We start from the raw sequence: 22,086 nt of genomic DNA, 5'->3' as shown, positions 1-22,086 counted from the left end.
CATGGAAATCTTTCCCGCACTTCTTTCGGTTATCACAGACCCCACGCTGCTGTTTGCAATTGTCCTTGCTGCGGTTGTTGGCATGATCGTGGGTGCCACGCCCGGCCTCACGGCATCGGCTGCGATTGCCATGCTGTTGCCCATTACCTTTTACATGTCGCCGATTTTTGCACTCGCCTTTCTGTATGTGATCGGAAAATCCGGCCGCTATGGCGGGTCGGTTGCGGCGATCCTGTTCAATACGCCCGGTACTGCGGCCAGCGCGGCGACTCAGATTGACGGCTATCCGCTGGCACGCGCCGGCAAGGCGGGCAAAGCGATGAAGGTGGCCACAATCTCATCCATCATCGGGGATTTGATGGGTGACATTCTGTTGGTCATCGGCGTCGGTTTCATTGCGGCCATTGCCCTGAAACTGGGCCCGCCGGAAACCTTCGCCATCTATTTTGCAGCCTTTGTGGTGATTGGATCGGTCATCGGAAATTCCATCGTCAAAGGGTTGGCGTCGGCGCTGATGGGCATCCTGATTGCAATGGTCGGACTGGATCCGATTTCAAGCGAAGAACGCTATACTTTCGGCTCATTCGAGCTGTCCAACGGCATCGGTCTTGTGCCGCTGATGATCGGCGTATTCGTTCTGGGTGAGGTCTTTGCACAGCTTGAAACCCGGCGCGAAGCCACGGGTGACACCAAAGAGAACGAAAGCACGGCGGACGGAAACACTCTGACATGGGAAGAGTACAAACCCTGCCTGCCGCACGCTTTCCGAGGCGGGTTCATCGGTGCGGGCATCGGTGTTCTGCCTGGACTGGGTTCAGCCATTGCCGCGTTCATCTCATACGGTGAAGGCAAGCGCCGCGCCAAAAACCCAGAAATGTGGGGCAAGGGCGCGCTGGAAGGCGTGGCCGCGCCCGAGGCCGCCAATAACGCTGTTTCCGGCCCATCAATGGCACCTCTGTTGACGCTTGGTATTCCGGGTTCAACCATCGGTGCAATCCTGCTGGGTGTATTCCTGATCCACGGCATTCAGGTTGGCCCGACCCTGTTCCTGACGGATAAGGAACTGGTCTATAAACTGTTCGCCTGTGGAATGCTTGGCATTCTTGCCTACGGTCTGATCGGCTATTTCGGGGCTACGCAGGTTGCGCGGTTGATCCTGAAGATACCGACCAATGTTCTTTATCCGCTGATCTTTCTGACCTCATTCGTGGCTGCCTATTCCGCACGTGGGTCGATGTTTGATGTGACCGTCATGACAGTTGCAGGTTTCGCCGGTTGGCTGATGCGCAAATTTGACTTCAATGTTGCCGCATTCGTCATCTCTTTTGTGTTGGCCAAGGGCGCGGAAGAAACCTTTCGCCAGTCGTTGCTGATGTCCGAAGGTGGGGCGTTGGTCTTTGTGGAACGCCCCATCGCGCTTGCGTTCCTGCTGGTCGGGCTTGCTGCGATGGCATTCCGAATTCGCGGTATCGTCAAGGAACGCCGGATCGCACAAGGAGGGCTTGGAGATGCTTGATTATGGTATCTACCGGGATTGTTTTTCCAGTGCAGACATGCGGTCCATCTGGTCAGAACATACAGTCATCTCGGCCTGGTTGCGCGTGGAGCAGGTGCTTGCCGAGCATCAGGCAATGGCCAACGTGATCCCAGCTGAGGCGGCAAAGGCAATAAATTCCCTGTCAATCTGCGATCTTAACAAGCCCGATCTGCAAGAGGAAATGATGCTTGTCGGTCGCCCGATTGTCGGATTGGTCAAACAGATGCGCACCCTCCTTCCGGAATACGCCGCCTATGTGCATTTCCGTGCTACCACGCAGGACATTATGGATACTGCGATGGCTTTGCAGATGAAGCTGGGGCTAGAGTTTGTTCAAGACGCTCTGGATGGCGTTATCGCGGCCATTGATCATCATATTTCTTCTCATCCCGATACAATGATGATGGGTCGCACAAACGGGCAATTCGCAGTGCCGATTCAGCTGGCCACAAAGCTTTTGGTTTGGCGATCGGAACTTGAACGTCGTTCACAGGCGCTGAAAGATGCGTCAGGACGTGGGTTGAACGTCCAGATTGGTGGACCTGTTGGCGATTTGCGTGGTTATGAAAACGGGACCGGTCAACGCATCAAACAAGGTATCGCCGCATCTCTTGGACTGAATGTGGTCGAGCCTCATTGGCAGAATGCGCGGGACGGGGTGGCTGACATCATCACTGCACTAGGTGCGCTGTGCGGGACGCTTTGTAAAATTGCACATAACGTCAATCAGTTGTCGTCGTCTGACATCGGAGAATTCCTTGAGGTTCAGGAACCTGGTCAAGGCGCGTCTTCCGCGATGGCCCACAAACGAAACCAACGTACATCGGAATTCGGCGAAGCCGTAGCCCGCCTTGGGCGCCAACGCGCCGAGCAAATAGGCGAACTGACCCTGCATGAACACGAACGATCAGGTGGCGTTTGGATTGCTGAATGGGTGACGGTGCCCGAGACGTTTCTTCTGACCTCGGGCGCATTGCAGTGGTTGGAACGGATGTTGAAAAACTTGGTTTTTGATACGGACGCGATGAGCAGATCGCTCTCGGCCAAACTTATTGCCGAACAGCAAACGCATCATTTATAGAGACGCGGTTGCACCGTTTAGATCTGTTAGTCTGTTAGGTGATATTGGTCGGAGTGAGAGGATTCGAACCTCCGACCCCTGCCTCCCGAAGGCCGGTGCAGAGAGCAAGTTATTGATTTTTGCCAAAGGCCCTGTTTCCTTGGCGTCTTCTCCAATCAAACCAGCCAAGTTCGGGTTCAGCAGGTTCATTGAACGTAAGAGAACTCTACATGGCCCAATAGTTATCTTGGTCTGTGTTCAGTGCTGGTTTGCTCTCTACATTATTGCCCAAATCCAACCCAATTATGCACGATGAAGGGTCCTGCCATGTGTCAGGCCATTCACTTTCTCCAGGATAGCGTCTGCGTCAATACAGTGATGGCGATATAGATCGCCGATCGTTCCGGTCTGACCAAAATGCTCGACGCCCATGGGGATAGTCTGATGTCCAAGCACCGCCCCAAGCCAGGAGAGAGTTGCAGGATGACCATCGATAACGGTGACGAGCTTGCAGTGTGGCGGAAGGTCGGACATCAGGGTTTCGATGTGGGAGCGCGCCGCTTGGTTACCGCGAGAACGCGCTCGTTGCGCGGCGGTCCATCCGGCATTCAGGCGATCTGCGGATGTCACGGCCAATATTATGTCGCGACGACCTTCACCAATCATACCGGCGGCTTTGATTGCCTCTGGCGCGACTGCTCCTTGATAGGCGATTACAACTTCGCAATTGGGCCCGGGTTTTCGTAACCAATAGGCTCCATCAATGGCACCTTGGCGGAACTCGTCGTCAACACGTTTGCCGGGCTGTTCAATCGGGTTGGTGGTCAGGCGCAGGTAGACGGACCCTCCGGTTTCATCGCGCAGCCGTGCGCTCATCCGGTTGCCCTTCGCCGTCGCGTTGCATGTAGTCAAAGGCCCACTCCATGATTACTGCCAGCTCGTCGGCGAAGGCGGGTTCAAAAGCCGCCAGCCCGTCTTGGCTCATCCCGATGAGCGGTGTTCCAACGGATTGTGCTCCACCTTCGGGGCGAGTGACGCCCGAAGGTGTGCCAACCAGCATGAAACGCGCGTCCTGATAACAGGCGTAATTCAGCGCATCGAGGCCGCGGCTGACAAATGGATCATAGACGGTGCCAATTGGGATCAGGCGCACCGAACAGGGAATGCGACAGACCCGCTGCTCCCAGAAGCAACATGAGGTTCATTTCGGCGATACAAGCTCGATATGCTGCCCTTCCGGAGTGAATTCCCATTTCGCCGTCGAAGGATTCGGTGTTCTATAAAGGCGTCGGATTGTTCGGATCGGGCAAATAGCTTGCGCCTATTCACCCAAGGACCAAGGCTTGTTGTGCCTGTCACATCTGGGAGTCACTATGCGTTCGGCCAATGGGCTGTCGCCTTTTGATAGATCGTCAGAATCTTGCCAACGCCATCTGTGTCGAGATTTCGCGACTGGTGTCGATCTCGATTGTCGGCACATCCAGCTTGTCATCAAAATAGCGGCGCGGACCTTTGGCAAAGAAGGTGTATTCGCAAGGAAATCCTTCAGCTTTTTTGGTTCCTGCACTGTCGCAAGCGGCTCCCATTCTTCGCCCTTCGGCACACCCATATGCGATTGCCACGCGGCGAACTGGCTATTGTTCATCAGCCCGCCGTGATTGTCCTTGTGGCCTGCAATGGGGTGCCCCATCCTTTGACTGTAGGCCGGAAACATGTTGGGCGATCATGATCGATGTCGGCAAATGTTTGGGCCATCGTCTCGACGCAGTTGCCGCCGAGGTTCTCCATGGGGCTGCGAGCTCTGCATCCGTGCGCCGTTCGATCAAAGCAGTCACATCGCCCTGATCCCCAGATCGTCCATGAGGCGCTGTCGCCAATTGCACCACCCATGAAAGTCAAAGCGGAGTAATCCTGGTTGGGGCAAGCGTCGATCCAATCACGCAGGCGCCGCCGGGCTCTTCAAAGGCCGCGCGTTGAAGAACCCCATATTTAACACGCACGACATCCCAACTGAATGCATCGAAGATTTTCTCGATCCGTTCAAACAGTCCTTCCCGGACGATACCGTCCAGCGACTGTCGGTTGTAATCGATGATCCACCACGTGTTTCGTAGGTCGTTTTTCCAGCCTTCTTGTAGTGCCTCATAGACGTTGCCTTCATCCAGTTCGGCATCGCCTACCAAGGCTACCATACGACCCATTGGCGCGTCTGAACCCCAGCTTTTGGCCTTGATGTAGTCTTGAATGATCGAGGCAAACGAGGTGATCGCGACACCTAAACCCACCGACCCGGTCGAGAAATCAACATCATCAATATCCTTTGTCCGGCTTGGATAACTTTGCACACCGCCAAATCCGCGGAAATTCTCCATCTTCTCACGGGTCTGATTACCCATGAGATACTGCATCGCGTGAAATACCGGCGACGCATGGGGTTTGACTGCGACCCGGTCCTCAGGGCGTAGGGCCGAGAAGTAGAGCGCGGTCGTGATCGATACCATCGAAGCAGACGAAGCCTGATGGCCACCGATTTTGATCCCATCCACCTTTGGTCGGACATGGTTGGCATGGTGGATCATCCAATGAGACAACCACAACAGGCGCTGTTCGACGATCTTCAGTTGGGTGGGATCGATGTGCATGTTGGTCTCCGGGTTTAGGCGGCGCTGCGAGCAGGGTAAGGCAAAGCTTGCTCTAGGTCTGCAAGGATGTCCTCGACATCCTCCAGCCCGACGGACAGGCGGATCAGGCCATCGCTGATCCCATGCTCGGCACGCTCTTCCGGGGTATACGTCGAATGCGTCATGGATGCGGGGTGCTGGATCAGGGTTTCCGCGTCGCCCAAGGACACCGCACGCTGGATCATGTTCAGGCGGTTCATGAACCCAATCCCGCCGGACAGGCCGGACTTGATTTCAAACGCTATCATAGCGCCGGGTTGGGACATCTGGCGCTGCGCGACATCATGCTGGGTGAAACTCTCAAGACCGGGGAAATAAACCTCGTCGACGGCAGGATGCGCTTCGAGGAAGTCCGCGACGACCTTGGCAGACGCACAGTGACGATCCAGACGCAGGTTCAGTGTTTTCAGCCCTCGCAGGATCAACATCGCGTTGAAAGGGGCCATCACTGCACCTGTCATGTCCTTCATCCCAACAAGGCGGATCTCGGCAATCTGTTCGGCGGTTCCGACAACCAGCCCGGCGACAACATCGCCATGTCCGCCCAGGTATTTGGTGGCGGAGTGCAGAACGATATCTGCGCCGTGCTCAATCGGGCGGGTCAGATAAGGACTGGCATAAGTGTTATCGACGACGACTGTTGCACCGACCGAATGCGCAATTGCGGCGCTTGCGGAGATGTCCACCAAGCGCATGTTCGGATTGGCCGGAGTTTCGAAATAGACAACGCGGGTTTTGCTGGAAACGGCAGCTTTAAGGTTTTCAGGGTCTGTCATGTCGACATGTGTGATCGTGACCCCCCATTTCGCCAAACCGTGACGCATGAAGGCAAAGGTGCAGCCGTAGAGCGTTTTGTCCACGATGACTTCGTCCCCCGGCGACAGAAGGGTCCAAAGCACTGCCGTGATCGCCCCCATGCCGCTTGAGAGAGCTAGCCCAGCCTCGGCCCCCTCTAGCACGGCAATACGTTGTTCAAGAAGGTCGCATGTGGGGTTTGAAATACGGCTGTAGATGTGACCTTCACGCTCTCCAGCGAACATCTCTCCACCAGCCTCTGCGGTTTCAAGGTAAACGTGGACGTCAAATGCAGCGGTGGCGTCAGCGCACCGTCATTTTCCAGAGGGTTGTAAGCGTGGTGAATGGCGCGGGTGGCAAATCCGGTTGAACGAGTCATTGCTAGCTCCTGATACATGTTGGAGCCAGTTTGCGCCTTTACTTTGGGCTATTGGTTGCGAATTATACCAACTTAAGTGGAGAAATTGGCATATTCTGCTACAAGAGGGTGAAATGGACGCTAAGGATAGGCAGATCATTCGAGCGTTGCAGCGGGACGGGCGCATAACGAACCAGAATCTTGCCGACGAAGTGAACCTGTCTCCCTCGCCGTGTTTGCGCCGGGTCAAAAACCTTGAAGCCAACGGAGTGATAAAGGGATACAGCGCCGACGTTGACGCTGCCGCGTATGGGATGGCCATTACGTCTTCGTGCGTATCAGGTTGGAGCGACACAACGAAACGGACGTTCAGAACTTCGAGAAACGCGTTCGGATGATCGATGAAGTTCTTGAATGCCACGTGCTGACCGGGGCAATGGACTACCAATTGCGGGTTTTGGTATCGGATCCGAGGCCTACGAGGAATTTATTCGTCACCGAATTCATCCTATCGGTGGATAGCCTCGATCGATACCAGCTTGTCTATGGAACGGCAAAAAGACCGCTGTTTTTCCGCCCGGATAGATGGACCCAGTTAGAATGAGTTGTTGCCAATCGGCTAAACATTTTAGTTGATTGATTTTTTCCCTCCGCAATTTCCCATTCTCACCGTCGCTATATCAAAGACATGCAGCGCTTGCTGCATCACTTCTGAGAGGATAGCGATGACAAATAAACCGTATGGAGACACCCGGATGGCGACGTATGTCGAACGGAGGGTGCTCGAACTGAAACCTACCAAGAGCCAAGCCGAGATCGCGGCGCAGGTGGGATACGTCAACCCGAACATGATCACGACGATCAAGCAGGGTAGTTCCAAGGTGGCATTGGATCGCGTCCCGGCTTTGGCGAAAGCTTTGGAATGCGACGCTGCCTACCTTATGCGCCTCGCAATTGAGCAGTCGATCGGCCTGACTGCAGCTGAGGCAGTTGTCGAGGTGTTCGGAGAACCTGTCACGTCGAATGAACTTGGCTGGCTAAAGGCAATTCGCAAGGCCTCTGATAACACTGATCCTCGGCTGACCAGTCGGTCAGAGACGGCGATCAAAGCCATCTTCGGGAGGTAGGTGCCATGTATGTCCGGAATGACGACCTGACATTGAATGAGCTCGCCCGGTTGCGGTTTCTCCGTGACTTGAGCAACGGCAGTGATCCTGAGCCTACGTTACGGCGGGTGCAGCTTCTACGGCACCTCTGCGCCGCTAAGAGCTTAGAGTTAACCAGCGTTGGCATCGCGGCGAGGAATGGCTGGTCCGTTTTGCCTCGCCGGGTCCCGCAACAACGCCTACGACCCGACCACATCCACCTGTTCTTTGTGGCGGTTGAAGCTCCCTTTGCTGTCTTAGCGTTTTTGGCGAGCCGATGAAGTGCAGTCCACGGCATGCAACGGGAGCTTCCGGCCGCTACCGGACATTCGCTAAGCTGAATTTTCTACGGTGCGACCAACTGTAAACTGCCATGAAGCGAGGCATATGACCATTCGAGGCGAATGTTTCAACGCAACTTCGATGGGAGCCTTTTTGGCCGGTAGAAGGCAGAACGTTCTCCATCGATCACAAAATACCGGAGTTCCAGGTCCGGTGCCTTATGCACGACCTGCCGCCAACTTTGGCATCCATACTTGTTAGGCAGTTGCTCGGGATGGCGCGCGGTGATCCACTTCTCAGCCTCGGCCAGCTGAGCCCATCCATCGTCAACCAATGCCTCGAATGCCTCCCGCAATGCGCTCACTATGCCCGAGGCAAACCAGTTTACGGTCCCGTCGGATGAATCCCGATTGATAAAACAGTCTCTGAACGCTTGCGTCTGCATGGCTTCCGCCGCTGCCTGGCGTAGGTTCTGCATATCTTCAGCCCATTCCCGAAGCTGCGCGAGGTGTTGGTCGATGCGGCTGTAGGCCGCCACCAAGGCATTTTGCGCTCCACGGCATCCATCTGCACTCCCGATGTTGTGCTGGTCGATGAAGTGATGAACCAGATTGTTCCTCAGATCGACCATTTCCCTCAGTTCACACTCTACCCGCGTGAAGTCTGTGATCGGAAGACGAACAGCCATATGCATGGCGAACCTGTCGGGAGCCTTGGGTGACTCGATCATCGCGTCTTCGGGTGGCTTGATTTCATCGGCCACAACATACGATCCGATGAGCTCGCCAATTAAAGAGCCAAGCGTACTGCGGGCAATGCCGTCAATTCTTGCGGTGCGAATCCGCTCCAAGTTATGAATCGGTCCTGAGAGACTATGATGCGCGACCAAAACCTTGATCAGCCGCTCACACTGTTGCAGTCGCAACATACATCGGCCCAGCAATCGTTGAACTTCTCGCTGTAGTTGAGGCAAGTCTTCGTCATTCAGAGACGTCAAGGCATCATCCTGGTTCGTTTAAGTAGATTGCAACTATATCGCGATGTTCCGGAATGTCTTGCCCGGTTTACTGGCGTTTAGAAGGTTCCGCCCCAAACGGCCAATTCCGGACCTTTACGGGCCCCACCGGGGCCGCCTGCGGCGTGCAGAAAGCGGTCATCGGCGGCTGCGCGCAGCATCGGTCTTCTTGCGGACGTCAGCCATGCGGCATAGAGCAGAATCCCGGTGAATAGCAGCTCTCGGCGACTTACGGGAAAGGTCAATATCGGGCGCCGATCACACCTCCACGGCGTTAGTTTTCGATGCTGGTTCACAGTGTCCGGGCGACGCGAAGACGGCATCGGCTCGGAAGAACCGCGAGAGTTATGCTAAGCGGGTGACGTCAGCGCGGACTCGATCGCGACGACAGCGGCAAGGACGAGGCCGTCCTGCCGGGCGTTGCCATACAGCGCGCAGAAGCCGGACTGCTACGACATCTATGTGATCAACTATGGCAACTTGATTAGCGGCTGCGATCAGAACGCAAACCTCATAGAGAGCTGGTTCGAGGAGAACACCGTCTTAGGCTAAATCGAGCCCTTCAAGCACCCGGAGCAGAATGAGACATTCGGCGCCTTCTAAGGTTGCATAAAGTTGACATAGGTTTACGTCCGCTCTCTCGGGATCGACGGAATGTAAACCTATCGACCTCAAAAACACTCCAAAATCGGGCCAAAGGTTTACACTAAGTTTACGTTAAGTTGACAGATCAGGGCCGAAATCGGGATTTTTTCGGAGAAATGTAAACCTTTGAACCAGCGGAACCCAATACATGGCTTTCTGAAAAACACATCCGAGAACAGGTCAGAATGCTCAAGAGAGACGGAACGCAGGGCAGCCGACACCTGACACACGTAAGATAACGGACGTAACTCAGGCCTCACCAGAACGAGTCAGAGCTAATACTACGCAGAGAGCAAACACACAGGTCAAGGCCAGCAAAGCTATTGAGCATTTCCGGAGACGAAATAGCAACGATTGCTCATAGAGCGGAAATAGGCAGTTTTTGCTTTAGTGATGAACATACCTCAGAGACAAACACACTAGAGAGAACCGCTCTAATAGAGGCACAAACAGTTAGCTCTTGTAGACAGAGCTTGAGCCTAAAGAAAAGAGTTGATCGTAGGGAGGAGTGCTCTAGTCCAGCACCCGAATTGCGCTTACGTTTAACTGAACTTTTTTATGCTCCGTTAGTTCTGATTGCTCAATGGAAAGCCGGTAGCTTACGGCGGAGCGTAAAGTAGGCTGCACTTTGATTGTATGTGCTGTTATTCCTTTGGAAGTTCGTATGACGACTTCAAGAGAGAAGCTTCATTGAACCCTTGAGACGTCTTTCCGCATCTTCTGCAATCGCCCTAAGCATTTTCTGCCGAGTTGGCTCACTAGCAGCGTCGCTCTCTGGTTTAGCTCTGCTTTTGACGGGGCGATCGGAGTTTTCATTGTTCGGCCGGCTCGGACCGTTTTTCGGTGTATGCGGACTAGATTTTTCCATTACGCCTTACTCCAAGCTTCAACGAAAATAGAGCGATGATTGTTTTCTGGCAATCGCCTGGAAATCAACGCCAGCGACACAGGCGCGTCGCCCTTCGCACCAGTGACGCAGTCGTATAACTTGCAGTTCGTTACGCCCAACTGGGCGGCTCAAAAACTGCTCGGGGCCTGGAGTTGGACAAACTATCAGTCATGCAAGCTTTTGCCGTATCGTTGAACGCGGCAGCTTTGCCCGTGCGGCAGAAGATCTTGGTGTATCTCCTGCACTTCTCAGCAGAGAGGTGAAACTTCTGGAAGAGAGCTTGGGAACCGTTCTCCTCACCAGAACGACCCGATCTATGTCACTGACTGACACCGGCAGTCTCTATTACCAAGATGCAATTGGAATTCTCGACGCGGTCGAAAAACGGAACAGACCATCAGGGAAGGTTCAAAAGCGATGCGTGGGCACCTTCGGGTGAATGCGTCAAGTTCTTTCGGTCAAACTGTTATCGCACCGATGCTGCCAGAGTTCTTGGAAACCTATCCAGATCTTCGATTTACTCTTTCGATGGACGACAAGGTGATCGATATGGTCGAGGGCGGGTTCGATCTATCGATACGTATCCGTGCTGCCATGCCGGATTCGGCACTTGTTGCCCGACGGATCGGCGTGATGCGGCAAAGAATATTTGCGTCTCCTGACTATTTGGAGCGATGTGGGACGCCGACCCAACCGGCGGATCTGAAAAACCACGCAATAATCGGCTTTTTGCTTGCTGATCATTTGACGAGCTGGAAGCTCGGCCGCCAACGGCGTCACATCGTTGGAACTTGATCCGCGTGTGAGGGTTGGTAATAGCCTCGTTTTGCGTGATCTGCTGATAGCCGGGCAAGGCATCGGAACTCTGCCCGAGTTCGTTTCTGATGTTCCTGAAGCTAGCGGGGCCTTGGTGAGAGTTCTTCCTGACCACGAATTGCCCGCGCCAGAAGTATTCGCCGTTACAGCATCTCGCTTGGGAATGGACGTCAAGGTCACAGCCTTTCTTGATCATTTGCGCCTGGCTCTCAGGTCGTGACATTGTTCAATACAGGTAAAGAGTGATGTCAAAGAGCGCGACTTAATTGGCGGCGCAACATATTCCATTCTCTCAGGGAACAAGTCACAGCCCTGAGAGGTATCCTATGTCACGTATTCTCGTTCTCTACTATTCAAGCTATGGCCACGTCCGCACATTGGCCGATGCAGAAGCTGAAGGCGCCAGTAGTGTTCCCGGCACCGAAGTTGACGTTCGGCGTGTGCCCGAAACCGTCCCTGAAGAAGTCCGCCAGCAGGCCGGCTATGTCGTCGATGATACGCCTATAGCCTTGCCGGCAGATCTGGAAAACTATGATGCAATAATTTTAGGAACGCCGACCCGATTTGGCATGATGGCCGGCCAAATGAAGTCGTTCCTGGATCAGGCTGGCGGGCTTTGGGCCAGGAATGCTCTGGTTGGTAAAGTCGGGGCGGTCTTTGCATCTACGGGTTCGCAACATGGCGGGCACGAGGCGACCCTTCTGACAACGCAAGTCCCTCTTCAACACTTTGGGATGCTGATTGCAGGAATGCCTTCACATTTGCTGGACAGACCACATCAAAAGAAATCATTGGCGGCGCACCATATGGTGCCGGAACGATCGCCGGTGCTGATGGTTCCCGCAGGCCTACCGAAACCGACCTAGCCGGAGCGCGGTTTCAGGGTGCTCATGTTGCAAGGATTACAGCGTGCCTCGCTGGATCAAACCTGCAAGCGGCAGCAGCGTAACCCGCGCGCCCCTGACGTCTCACTCAAATTTTCAAACGCCTCAGCCGGGAGACATACCGTGTCACGCTCAACTGATATTCTTCTCACTTCACTCGCCCCAGCGGTATGGGGAAGCACTTATCTGGTAACTACGGAAGCGCTCCCGGCTGGCTATCCGATAACCCTGGCTGCGTTACGAGCTCTGCCTGCTGGCTTGTTGTTGCTTGCAGTGACGCGCTGCGTTCCACCACGCGAGTGGCTCGGTCGAACTTTCGTCTTAGGCAGCCTCAATTTCGCTCTGTTCTGGGTGCTCCTCTTCGTTGCTGCGTATAGGTTACCTGGTGGTGTGGCCGCCACCCTAGGATCGTTACAAGCGATGATCGTGATTTTGATGGCGTGGGGATGGCTGGGAACCCCAATCCGACTTGGTGCTCTCGGCGCCGCCGCGACTGGCGTAATGGGTGTGTCTCTGCTGCTGATCGGACCAGAAGCACAACTTGATTGGATCGGGATAGCAGCGGGTTTGGGAGGAGCCGCGTCAATGGCTGCTGGCACTGTTCTCAGCCGGAAATGGCAACCTCCGGTCTCGGCGTTGAGTTTCACAGCGTGGCAATTAACAGCCGGTGGTTTGATACTGCTGCCAGTCGCACTGTTCCTTGAGCCGCCTCTACCTGCGCTCAGCGCGACAAATGTCGCCGGCCTTATTTGGCTTGGGTTGATTGGTGCTGCAGCAACCTATGCTCTTTGGTTTCGCGGTATAGCGCGCCTGGACCCCAGTGCAGTCTCGATGCTCGGCATGATGAGTCCTGTTACAGCTGTCGTGCTCGGCTGGGTATACTTGGGACAAACGCTTAGCTTCACTCAGTCAATAGGTGCAGCCATAGTTATTGGGTCCGTTGTGGTCGGACAGAGCGTGAGTCGAAGGGACAATTCGGATTTGAGAAAATGGAGATCAGCAGCAGCTGAATCTGTCTGATGGGTTTGAGGCGCAAACAATGGGTCCGATCACGCAAGTGGGCGAGGAATGGCTGAGCGCCTCGCTCAAGCCCGTTCGCCAGAACCCTAGAAAATCGAAGTCCTAGGTTTCCCACGCATGATTAAGGGATGGGTTCTGGCTTCGCAGTATCCGGACGGTCCAAACCTCCTCTATCCAACAGGACACCAACTGAAACAATGAACTGCGTGCTGCCCATAGGAATTCACAGGGCAAACTGGTGCATGTGAAATTAAATGGGGATCGGATAGATTTAACGTCATCCCGACAACCATCTTGCTATACTCGACGATGTTTCCGGGTCGGCGATTGAAGTCGCGAAACAAAATTATCGGCTTCATCAAATTCTGACGCGGTGTTGAAACACCGTCTTTGGGTCAGGTTGGCTGACGCTTTGATGGTGCCAACCATTGTTCCGTTGTCTTCTCGCTCAGGTCGAAAATCTGCAACGGCTCTGGCTATTCGTGCGTCTGAGACTTAGTCCGTCTGTCATGGCTCGACGCAAGAAGGAACAAAGGAACCTAGTAACGACGAAATTGGTGGTCTCATAGGAAGGAAGGCTAGCGAGCTATGGAAAACCGGAAAAAACTTACTTCACCGAGAAGACCCACTGCCGTTTCCAGGTCTAGTTCGAGAAGAGCTCCTAAACATGCTGGCAGATGAGGGTCTGGTCTCGGAAGCAGCGAAGCACGCTGATCCTGAAATTCAGGAAGCACTGCGTAAGGCGCATTTTGCTGCCGAAACGGCTATCGCAGCTGGTGGTGGCTGGGTGGCCTTCGCAACGATCGTAGGCAATGCTGGGTTCCTACCCTATATACTGGCGGCAAAACTTAGTGCATGGGTTCCTTGGTGGGAGGCCCAGCTTGGTTTCTTTGCTCGCGACGCTTGTCAATCCCGCGACGGTGGTCGTAGGCGTCGGCGCTCTTGGCTGGCTGGCGATGGGCAAAGGTTCAAGAGTGGTTAGAAGCCAAGTCGCGGCACGTATTTGTGCTCTATTGGTACTTCCGGGAAGCGAGGATTCAGAGCGAGGCCTGAGTGATTTCGTATCTGAAATGCGCACTTTAGATCGCGAGCCAACCTCCTCGTTTGAGCATCTAAGTAAAGCTGAAAAAAGTTCACTTAGAACTCGGTTGGGAGAAGTTTCACACCACTTTCTGTCAGCTATACCGAAACCTGCGGGCTCTCCGCCGAGGCCATGGAACCAAAAACACTTAAATTCTGACCTGACGGACACAGCAATTGTAGCTTCTCTTACCGCAGGAGAAATGCTCTGGCATGCCGCAGCGATTGATCAAAATGTGCTGAACGCTGCAGATTTTTCGCGCACCGCTGATCTAAGCGATCCGTTGAGTTTTGCCGTTGAGGCCAGGACTTTTTACTCAAAGGTGCCGGCTATTCATTGAGGGGCTACACGGCTGAAAGGTTGGTTCTTGATGCGCTCGTCGCGACCGGCAACGATGTGCACATCGCCGAGGCCAGTAATACGCCGGGACTGGACCTAATCGTCAATGGAAATCCGGTTCAAGTAAAGTGTGGAACCGAGCTCTCGAACCTAGTTGAGCACTTTGAAAAATACCCAGACATCCCGGTTGTCGCAAATGAAGAGTTGGCCCAAAAGGCTCTTGAAAGTTCGTATGATTGGGCGGATATGGTCACCACTCTACCGGGTTCGAGATTGGGGCTATCGAGCATCAAATATCGGAAGCGCTTGACATGCGGCTGAACTTGCGGACCCAAGTATTTTGGAGTTTGCTATCTCTGCTGGTTTTTTGCGAGGTGGGTTTGAGGTTTATAAGGGCAGGATACCTTTGAATGACATGCCAGCCTGGCTGTTGCTGGATGGCGCTTCTCGTGGCGCTCTTGGCATTGCCGGGTCAACGGCGGGGAGCTGGGTAGGGCTAGTGGTCATAGGTCCCGCCGGTGCCCTCATCCTGGACCTGCGATTGGATGTGCGGCATTGTTGGGCAATAGAGCGCTAAAAACAAAGCGCAGGGACTAATTAGGAGTTCGTGGACCGCAGGCGTTGTCGCTCTTGGATCGGATCTGCACGCGGCCTTATCCGGGGCTTTAGAAAGGCGTATCAACGGACTTGCAAAGCGATCAGCAAAACTAAGCTCTTGGTCGCGGTCAAATCGAGAACTCGACCTTTGGTTGACTGCGAGATCACAAGACGATCTTGTTGCTGCAATAGAAGATCTGGCTGACCTGGGCGCACCGCCGAGCACGGAAGAACACTGCTTGGAACTTCTTTCAAAGCCACAGACCTTGCGCCAACAGACGGGGCCGTTTGCGATCATTAGGCGTGTGAAAGCCAAACTTTCTGAAAACCAAGCCTTCAAGAGTTACTCATTGATCGTCAATTCGGATACGCAAGCGATGCATTTGAAAAACACGTGCGACGGCGTTTTGGCTCTTGGTTTGCATAAACGCTTCCATGCACATCAAAAGATACAGTAAGTAGCGGATGCGCCTGCTGTCCACCGCGGCTGTTCATATGGCTGAAGCAGGCATTTCGATGGACGAGATCGCTCAGTATCTTGGTCACTCAGATACTGGATCACGGCGTCCACTTATGCACGCTATAGTCCGGAGCATCTGCGTAAAGCAGCCAGTGCGTTGGAGTTCGACTAGCGCTCAGGTTCAACGAACCTCGGATTACTGTCTTACAACAACAAAGGCGCCCTTGGGCGCCTAGTTTTACTGGTCGGGTGAGAGGATTCGAACCTCCGACCCCTGCCTCCCGAAGACAGTGCTCTACCAGGCTGAGCTACACTCCGACCGTGGCGCGTGATCTATACCCGAGGAATCGGATGTGCAAGGGGATTATGGGGCCAAATGCAGGAATTCGTGCCCAGCAGAAACTGTCCTTTGCGCCACCGCTGCATTAGCAATTAGGGTAGGGGATCCGTGCGGTACAGCCGGATTTTCGTGCCACCGTGATCGACGACTGGCCCGGCAGGGAGCAAAGGCAAGCGCGTGGCCCGGGCTAGTGATTGATTGCTGGTCACTATACCCACCCGCCAGCCGCTGAACCGCGACATCAGAACCTTGCCCAGGCTGCCGTACAGAGAGCGCAGGCGTTTCTCGTCCCCGATTCTTGCACCATAGGGCGGGTTGACGATGACCAGACCCGTGGGGCCCGGTGGCGGCTTAATGTCACTGACCGACCGGCACTGAAACCGGGTGTGTGCGGCAACCCCAGCTCGATCGGCATTGGTGGCGGCGGCCTCGGCGGCTCCGGCATTCCGGTCCGAGCCGTAAAAGACAGTGTCCAAGTTTACCGGCGGTCCGTCTTTGCGCAGTTCGGCCCAAGCGCGCGAATCGAATCCGTGCAGGTCTTCGAAGGCAAAACGGCGGGAACGGCCCGGATTTAGCCCGGCTGCGATCTCGGCCGCTTCGATAACGAAAGTACCCGAACCGCACATCGGGTCCAGAACAGCCTCAGCTCCGTCGAAACCACATTCGCGCAAAAACATCGCAGCCATGGTTTCGCGCATCGGGGCCTTGGCCACCGCCGGTTTGTGGCCACGCTTATGCAAGGGTTCTCCTGAGGTGTCGACCGAGAAGGTGCAAATGTCTTTTTCGATGCGCAGCAACACGCGCAGCCCAGCGTCGGATGAAATCGGCGCACCCAGCGTTTCGGTGATTGCCCGCTCGACTCTTTGGCGGGCGGCCCCGGCATGATAGATGCGGGATTTCCGGCTTGTCGCCTCAACCTTGACCGGGATGTCGGCACGCAGAAAATCGGACCAGGGGAACTTGCGTGCCCGCTTGTCGAGCTGCGCCAAATGTACTGCCGGAAATGTGCCCATCCGGACCAGTACTTTGTTGGCACCGCGCAGACACAGGTTTGCTCGCCAAACCTCGGGCCAACCGCCATGGCAGCTTATCCCGCCGGGTACAATTTTGGCATCTGCGAATCCCTTTTCGACGGCTTCGGCCTGCAAAGGCGCCTCAAGCCCGGGGGTGGCCACCAGAAAAATCTCAAATTCGCGCGTCTGTTCCATTGGGCGTGCTTACACTGGAAGGGCACTGGGCGCGACCAGCAATTTTTGGGCGCTAAAATGGAAACATTTCAAAGGAAAGTGAAAATCATTGTGTGATTTTGGCGGCAACGGGTTTGCTTTTAGCATCATCCCCGCGTAAAGGAGCCCAAATCGGAATTACGCCCGCGGAATTTGGACGCATTTCGACGCTTTTGCGACGACTGTTAAAAAATCCTGCGTTATTGTCCGACACTGTTAAAGTGTTGGTCTAACCGGCGCAGATAAAGAGGCTTGGAAGACAGTAGCAACATGCAAACTTTCAAACTGAAAAAAGGGTTGGAGCTGCCGGTGCAAGGCGCGCCGGATCAAACCATCCAGCCGGGACCTGAATTTAAATCCGTTGGGGTGTTGGGCGGGGATTACCTGGGCCTGAAACCGCGCATGCTGGTGCAGGAAGGTGACGCGGTTCAGCGCGGTACGCCGTTGTTCTGCCACAAGGATGCGCCCGAGGCGATGATGGTCGCCCCGCTTAGCGGGAAGATCGTGGCAATCAATCGCGGTGCGCGCCGTGTATTGCAGAGCGTCGTGATCGAGGTTTCGGACCCGAACGATACAGGGATTGATTTCTCGGGTGTGGGCAATGCGGACAGCGCCGAAGGTGTGACCGAAAAGCTTTGCGCGGCCGGTCTCTGGACTGCCTTCCGCACTCGGCCCTATTCGAAAATGCCGGTGCCGGGTACCGCTCCGGCCGCGATTTTTGTCACCGCCATGGACAGTGAACCGTTGGCGGCAGACGCGGCCGTGATCATTGCCGATGCCGGTGAGGCCTTTGCAGCCGGTTTGGCCGCAATCACCAAGCTGACCGAAGGCAAGACCTATCTGTGCCACAAGGAAGGCGACGCCATTCCGGGCGCGGAAGTGCCGGGGGTCGAAGCTGCGGCTTTCTCGGGCCCGCATCCCGCCGGATTGGCCGGGACGCATATTCATTTCCTTGAACCCCTGGCGGGGGACAAGCAGGTCTGGACCATCGGTTATCAGGACGTGATCGCCATTGGTCGCTTGATGCAGTCCGGTCATCTGGATCCGAACATCGTGATCGCACTCAGCGGCCCGGGCGCGCGTCAACCGCGTCTGATCCGCACCGTCATGGGTGCTTCGACCGACGATTTGACCAACGACGAGATCGACGTGGACGGCACTCCGCGCATCATTTCGGGGTCGATCCTGTCAGGTACTCAGGCTGAAGGACCAACCGCGTATCTGGGACGTTTCGCGCGTCAGATCAGCATCATCCGCGAAGATCACGACCAGATTCCGATGGGTTGGATTCGTCCGATGCCGTCGAAATACTCAGTTCAACCGGTCCTGGGCTCGGCGTTTTCGCACAAACTTTTTAAGTTCACCAGCAACCTGAACGGCGGTCGCCGCGCGATGGTGCCGACGGGTGTGTTTGAGCGGCTGATGCCGCAGGATTATCTGCCAACACAGTTGTTGCGCGCCTTGCTGGTGATGGATACTGACAGTGCCCAGGCGTTGGGTGCGATGGAGTTGGACGAAGAGGATCTGGGCCTTGTCGGCTTTGCCTGTCCGGCAAAATATGAATACGGGCTGGCGCTGCGCGACTGCCTGACCAAGATTGAAAAGGAGGGCTGATCCAAATGGGTTTGCGCAGCTTCTTCGATCGGATCGAGCCGAACTTTACCAAAGGCGGCAAGTACGAGAAGTATTTCCCCATCTACGAGATGGTAGAAAGCTTTATCTACACTCCGAAAACCGTCACCACCGTCGCACCGCACGCGCGGTCCTACATAGATATGAAGCGGATCATGACTTATGTCGTGATCGCGACGATCCCCTGTATCCTGTGGGGGATGTGGAATACCGGCTATCAGGCTAACAGTGCGATTGCGGCGCTTGGCCCGGATGCGGCAACTGGCTGGCGTATCGCCATCCTGCAGGCATTTGGCATCTCGCTGGATCCGTCCAGCATCTTCGCCAACGTGATGCACGGATTGATGTATTTCCTGCCGATCTACATTGTCACACTGGTTGCGGGCGGTATTTTCGAGGTGATCTTCGCCACCGTGCGTGGGCACGAGGTCAATGAAGGTTTCCTCGTAACCTCAATGCTTTACACGCTGATCATGCCCGCATCCGCCCCGCTGTGGCAGGTGGCATTGGGCATCATCTTCGGTGTGGTCATCGGCAAAGAGGTGTTTGGCGGCACCGGTAAGAACTTCCTCAACCCTGCGCTGGTCGGGCGTGCCTTCCTGTATTTCGCCTATCCGGCGAATATGTCGGGTGACACGGTCTGGACCCCGGTTGACGGTTTTTCAGGTGCAACTGCGCTGTCGGTTTCGGCGTCCGAAGGCTATCAGGCGCTGGCAGCCGAAGGTCTGACCTGGTGGAATGCCTTCATGGGCTTCATGCAGGGCAGCTTTGGCGAAACTTCCACACTGGCCTGTCTGATTGGCCTGGGCTTCCTGTTGGTGACACGTATTGCGAACTTCCGCCTGATCGTTGGCTGTCTGGGGGGCATGATCGTCTTTTCCCTGCTGCTGAACCTGATCGGTTCGGACACTAACCCGATGTTTGCAATGCCGTGGTACTGGCACCTGGTCGTTGGTGGTTACGCCTTTGGTCTGGCCTTCATGGTTACCGAACCGGTTTCGGCCAGCCACACCAATCTGGGCCGCTACATCTATGGCGCGCTGATCGGTGTCATGGTTGTGATGATCCGGGTGATTAACCCGGCTTTCCCCGAAGGCATGATGCTGGCGATTCTGTTCGGCAACGTCTTTGCACCGCTGATCGACTATTTCGTCGTTCAGGCCAACATCAAACGGAGGGCGCGTCGCCATGTCTGATACGCAATCCCCAGACAATAACGAGGCACCCAAGGGGGCGATTGCCAAGTTCCTGGCAGCCTCGCCGGATTCGGTCGGCAAGACGATCTTTATCGCCGTCGCTGTCTGCCTTGTCGCCTCGATGGTCGTGTCCTCGGCTGCTGTAAGTCTGCGCCCCGTGCAAGAGGCGAACAAGCTGAAGGACAAGCAGATCAACGTCCTGCAGGTCGCGGGTGTTTATGAACCTGGCGCCGACGTGACCGAAGCCTTCGCCGCGTTTGAGCCGCATGTTGTGGAACTGTCCACCGGCGAATTCGTCGATGACCAGTTTGATCCGGCCACTTTCGATGACATCGCTGCCGCAAGCGACCCCGAATTGAGCGTTGCGCTGGACGACGACCCGGCCGGGATCGGCCGCAAAGCTAAGTATCGTGTGATTTACCTGCTGCGTGATGATGCGGGTGATCTGGACAAGGTGATCCTGCCGCTGCACGGCTATGGTCTGTGGTCCACGCTCTATGGTTTTATCGCGCTGGAAAACAACGGCAACGATATCTACGGCCTGCAATTCTATCAGCATGGTGAAACGCCGGGCCTTGGGGCCGAGGTGGACAACCCCCGCTGGAAAGCGTTGTGGAGCGGCAAGAAACTGCGTGATGACGCGGGTGATCTGCAAATCACCGTTGCGAAATCGCAACCAGCAGCTGGCCCCGACTTTTACGTCGACGCGCTGGCCGGTGCCACACTGACCTCGGTTGGTGTCGATAACCTGGTGAAATTCTGGATGGGTGATGCGGGCTTCGCTCCGTTCCTGGCCAAACTGCAAGCAGGAGAGATCTGATGTCCCAGACCAAGAAAGAAATGCTGGTCGACCCGCTTGTCGACAACAACCCGATCACCCTGCAGGTGCTTGGCATCTGTTCGGCTTTGGCGGTGACCTCGTCACTGCAGGTGTCGTTCGTGATGGCACTGGCGGTGACCTTCGTGACATCGTTCTCGTCCTTCTTTATCTCGTGCCTGCGCAACCAGATTCCCAGCTCGATCCGGATCATCGTGCAGATGGTGATCATCGCCTCGCTGGTGATCTTGGTGGATCAGGTTCTCAAGGCCTATGCCTTTGAGATTTCGAAAACCCTGTCGGTGTTTGTCGGTCTGATCATCACCAACTGTATCGTGATGGGCCGCGCCGAGGCGTTTGCGATGAAGAACCCTCCGGTCGCATCGTTCATCGATGGATTGGGCAACGGGATGGGCTATGGCCTGATCCTGCTGCTGGTCGGTTTCTTCCGCGAATTGTTCGGGGCGGGGTCGCTGTTTGGCGTGACCATTCTGCAAACCGTCAACAATGGTGGCTGGTATGTGCCCAACGGCATGCTGCTGCTGCCGCCATCGGCGTTCTTCATCATCGGTCTGATCATCTGGGCCTTCCGCACGTGGAAGCCGAGCCAGGTTGAAGAACGTGAATACAAAATTCAGCAGGTAGAGGCCCACTAATGGAAGGTCTGATTTCATTGGCCGTAAAGGCCATCTTTGTCGAAAACCTTGCGCTAAGCTTCTTTCTGGGGATGTGTACCTTCATCGCCGTTTCCAAGAAGATTTCGACCGCGCTGGGTCTGGGCATTTCGGTGATGCTGGTTCAGGCGATCACCGTGCCTACCAACAACCTGCTGCTGACTTATCTGCTGAAACCGGGCGCGCTGGCCTGGGCCGGGTTCCCGGATGTGGACCTGACCTTTCTTGGCCTTATCTCGTATATCGGTGTGATCGCGGCGATGGTGCAGATCCTAGAGATGATCCTGGATAAGTATTTTCCGCCGCTCTACAACGCGCTGGGGATCTTCCTGCCGCTGATCACGGTGAACTGCGCAATTCTGGGTGGTTCGCTGTTCATGGTGGAACGCGACTATAACTTTGCCGAAGCTGCTACCTATGGTCTGTCTTCGGGCTTTGGCTGGGCGCTGGCGATCACCGCGATGGCAGGGGTTCGGGAAAAGCTGAAATATTCGGATATTCCTGACGGCCTGCAGGGTCTGGGGATCACCTTCATCACCGCAGGACTGATGGCGCTGGCCTTTATGTCCTTCTCGGGCGTGAAACTGTAAGGAGGGA

General features: G+C 55.3%; 17 protein-coding genes, 1 tRNA gene and 3 pseudogenes. 15 read left to right on the top strand and 6 right to left on the bottom strand.

Features of this window, described 5'->3' with window-relative positions:
- The first annotated feature begins 1 nt into the window (after window position 1).
- A complete protein-coding gene (locus tag ACR3EP_RS20415) occupies window positions 2-1,516 on the top strand; it encodes a tripartite tricarboxylate transporter permease (RefSeq protein ID WP_480639241.1) in 1,515 nt (504 codons plus the stop codon).
- Window positions 1,509-2,618: a lyase family protein gene (locus ACR3EP_RS20410; RefSeq protein WP_480639240.1), complete on the top strand. Its 1,110-nt coding sequence runs from the start codon at window positions 1,509-1,511 to the stop codon at window positions 2,616-2,618. Before ACR3EP_RS20415 ends, ACR3EP_RS20410 begins: the two co-directional genes overlap by 8 nt.
- Before the next feature lie 282 nt (window positions 2,619-2,900).
- Here ACR3EP_RS20410 and ACR3EP_RS20405 read toward each other — a convergent pair.
- Window positions 2,901-5,239 (bottom strand): annotated as a pseudogene (locus ACR3EP_RS20405) (1-deoxy-D-xylulose-5-phosphate synthase N-terminal domain-containing protein).
- Window positions 5,240-5,253: 14 nt separating this feature from the next.
- Window positions 5,254-6,452, bottom strand: a pseudogene (locus tag ACR3EP_RS20400) (methionine gamma-lyase).
- A gap of 113 nt (window positions 6,453-6,565) precedes the next feature.
- On the opposite strand from ACR3EP_RS20400, the pseudogene ACR3EP_RS20395 reads away from it, so the two are divergent.
- Both ACR3EP_RS20395 and ACR3EP_RS20390 read left to right on the top strand, forming a co-directional pair.
- Window positions 6,566-7,016, top strand: a pseudogene (locus ACR3EP_RS20395) (Lrp/AsnC family transcriptional regulator).
- A gap of 140 nt (window positions 7,017-7,156) precedes the next feature.
- Window positions 7,157-7,558: a helix-turn-helix domain-containing protein gene (locus tag ACR3EP_RS20390; protein ID WP_480639239.1), complete on the top strand. Its 402-nt coding sequence runs from the start codon at window positions 7,157-7,159 to the stop codon at window positions 7,556-7,558.
- A gap of 427 nt (window positions 7,559-7,985) precedes the next feature.
- On the opposite strand, the gene ACR3EP_RS20385 is transcribed toward ACR3EP_RS20390, so the two are convergent.
- Both ACR3EP_RS20385 and ACR3EP_RS20380 read right to left on the bottom strand, forming a co-directional pair.
- Window positions 7,986-8,855 (bottom strand): OST-HTH/LOTUS domain-containing protein, encoded by an 870-nt coding sequence (locus ACR3EP_RS20385; protein ID WP_480639238.1) that lies wholly within the window; start codon window positions 8,853-8,855, stop codon window positions 7,986-7,988.
- A 77-nt stretch (window positions 8,856-8,932) separates the two neighbouring features.
- Complete coding sequence (locus ACR3EP_RS20380) at window positions 8,933-9,118, bottom strand: hypothetical protein (protein WP_480639237.1); 186 nt, start codon at window positions 9,116-9,118, stop codon at window positions 8,933-8,935.
- Between the two features lie 1,383 nt (window positions 9,119-10,501).
- Here ACR3EP_RS20380 and ACR3EP_RS20375 point away from each other — a divergent pair.
- The 6 genes from ACR3EP_RS20375 (at window position 10,502) to ACR3EP_RS20350 (ending at window position 14,548) form a co-directional block, all read left to right on the top strand.
- Window positions 10,502-10,846, top strand: coding sequence for a LysR family transcriptional regulator (locus ACR3EP_RS20375; protein ID WP_480639356.1), 345 nt, complete (start codon window positions 10,502-10,504; stop codon window positions 10,844-10,846).
- Window positions 10,825-11,202, top strand: coding sequence for a substrate binding domain-containing protein (locus ACR3EP_RS20370; protein WP_480639236.1), 378 nt, complete (start codon window positions 10,825-10,827; stop codon window positions 11,200-11,202). The genes ACR3EP_RS20375 and ACR3EP_RS20370 overlap by 22 nt, the downstream gene beginning before the upstream one ends.
- A gap of 7 nt (window positions 11,203-11,209) precedes the next feature.
- Entirely contained in the window at window positions 11,210-11,443 is a 234-nt protein-coding gene (locus tag ACR3EP_RS20365; protein WP_480639355.1) for a LysR substrate-binding domain-containing protein, read from the top strand.
- A gap of 106 nt (window positions 11,444-11,549) precedes the next feature.
- Window positions 11,550-12,089: an NAD(P)H:quinone oxidoreductase gene (gene wrbA, locus ACR3EP_RS20360; protein WP_480639235.1), complete on the top strand. Its 540-nt coding sequence runs from the start codon at window positions 11,550-11,552 to the stop codon at window positions 12,087-12,089.
- Between the two features lie 141 nt (window positions 12,090-12,230).
- On the top strand, window positions 12,231-13,127 hold the full coding sequence (locus ACR3EP_RS20355; RefSeq protein WP_425082009.1) for an EamA family transporter: 897 nt from the start codon (window positions 12,231-12,233) through the stop codon (window positions 13,125-13,127).
- Between the two features lie 881 nt (window positions 13,128-14,008).
- Entirely contained in the window at window positions 14,009-14,548 is a 540-nt protein-coding gene (locus tag ACR3EP_RS20350) for a hypothetical protein (protein ID WP_480639234.1), read from the top strand.
- Between the two features lie 1,298 nt (window positions 14,549-15,846).
- Here ACR3EP_RS20350 and ACR3EP_RS20345 read toward each other — a convergent pair.
- A tRNA-Pro gene (locus tag ACR3EP_RS20345) sits at window positions 15,847-15,922 on the bottom strand.
- Between the two features lie 114 nt (window positions 15,923-16,036).
- On the bottom strand, window positions 16,037-17,152 hold the full coding sequence (locus tag ACR3EP_RS20340) for a THUMP domain-containing class I SAM-dependent RNA methyltransferase (RefSeq protein WP_170394688.1): 1,116 nt from the start codon (window positions 17,150-17,152) through the stop codon (window positions 16,037-16,039).
- 288 nt (window positions 17,153-17,440) lie between these two features.
- Between ACR3EP_RS20340 and ACR3EP_RS20335 the strand changes: the two genes are divergently transcribed.
- From ACR3EP_RS20335 to nqrE, 5 genes are read left to right on the top strand one after another with little or no spacing between them, the layout of a single operon-like run.
- A complete protein-coding gene (locus ACR3EP_RS20335; RefSeq protein WP_480639233.1) occupies window positions 17,441-18,784 on the top strand; it encodes a Na(+)-translocating NADH-quinone reductase subunit A in 1,344 nt (447 codons plus the stop codon).
- Between the two features lie 5 nt (window positions 18,785-18,789).
- Window positions 18,790-19,998 carry an NADH:ubiquinone reductase (Na(+)-transporting) subunit B gene (locus ACR3EP_RS20330; protein WP_170350026.1) on the top strand — a complete coding sequence of 403 codons (1,209 nt, stop codon included), beginning with the start codon at window positions 18,790-18,792 and terminating at the stop codon, window positions 19,996-19,998.
- Window positions 19,991-20,818 (top strand): Na(+)-translocating NADH-quinone reductase subunit C, encoded by an 828-nt coding sequence (locus ACR3EP_RS20325; RefSeq protein WP_480639232.1) that lies wholly within the window; start codon window positions 19,991-19,993, stop codon window positions 20,816-20,818. Before ACR3EP_RS20330 ends, ACR3EP_RS20325 begins: the two co-directional genes overlap by 8 nt.
- Window positions 20,818-21,471 carry an NADH:ubiquinone reductase (Na(+)-transporting) subunit D gene (locus tag ACR3EP_RS20320; RefSeq protein WP_170350028.1) on the top strand — a complete coding sequence of 218 codons (654 nt, stop codon included), beginning with the start codon at window positions 20,818-20,820 and terminating at the stop codon, window positions 21,469-21,471. The genes ACR3EP_RS20325 and ACR3EP_RS20320 overlap by 1 nt, the downstream gene beginning before the upstream one ends.
- Window positions 21,471-22,079, top strand: a complete 609-nt coding sequence (gene nqrE, locus ACR3EP_RS20315) for an NADH:ubiquinone reductase (Na(+)-transporting) subunit E (protein WP_170350029.1) — start codon at window positions 21,471-21,473, stop codon at window positions 22,077-22,079. The genes ACR3EP_RS20320 and nqrE overlap by 1 nt, the downstream gene beginning before the upstream one ends.
- Window positions 22,080-22,086: the final 7 nt, after the last annotated feature.

It is taken from the genome of Ruegeria sp. BB10 (assembly GCF_056535725.1).
This window is presented reverse-complemented; position numbering and strand designations above follow the sequence as displayed.

What these genes read in the sequence shown, in the direction of transcription:
- ACR3EP_RS20415 (WP_480639241.1), top strand. Translation starts at nt 2, where the DNA reads ATGGAAATCTTTCCCGCACTTCTTTCGGTTATCACAGACCCCACGCTG.
- ACR3EP_RS20410 (WP_480639240.1), top strand. Translation starts at nt 1,509, where the DNA reads ATGCTTGATTATGGTATCTACCGGGATTGTTTTTCCAGTGCAGACATG.
- ACR3EP_RS20390 (WP_480639239.1), top strand. Translation starts at nt 7,157, where the DNA reads ATGACAAATAAACCGTATGGAGACACCCGGATGGCGACGTATGTCGAA.
- ACR3EP_RS20370 (WP_480639236.1), top strand. Translation starts at nt 10,825, where the DNA reads ATGCGTGGGCACCTTCGGGTGAATGCGTCAAGTTCTTTCGGTCAAACT.
- wrbA (WP_480639235.1), top strand. Translation starts at nt 11,550, where the DNA reads ATGTCACGTATTCTCGTTCTCTACTATTCAAGCTATGGCCACGTCCGC.
- ACR3EP_RS20340 (WP_170394688.1), bottom strand. Translation starts at nt 17,152, where the DNA reads ATGGAACAGACGCGCGAATTTGAGATTTTTCTGGTGGCCACCCCCGGG.
- ACR3EP_RS20335 (WP_480639233.1), top strand. Translation starts at nt 17,441, where the DNA reads ATGCAAACTTTCAAACTGAAAAAAGGGTTGGAGCTGCCGGTGCAAGGC.
- ACR3EP_RS20330 (WP_170350026.1), top strand. Translation starts at nt 18,790, where the DNA reads ATGGGTTTGCGCAGCTTCTTCGATCGGATCGAGCCGAACTTTACCAAA.
- ACR3EP_RS20325 (WP_480639232.1), top strand. Translation starts at nt 19,991, where the DNA reads ATGTCTGATACGCAATCCCCAGACAATAACGAGGCACCCAAGGGGGCG.
- ACR3EP_RS20320 (WP_170350028.1), top strand. Translation starts at nt 20,818, where the DNA reads ATGTCCCAGACCAAGAAAGAAATGCTGGTCGACCCGCTTGTCGACAAC.
- nqrE (WP_170350029.1), top strand. Translation starts at nt 21,471, where the DNA reads ATGGAAGGTCTGATTTCATTGGCCGTAAAGGCCATCTTTGTCGAAAAC.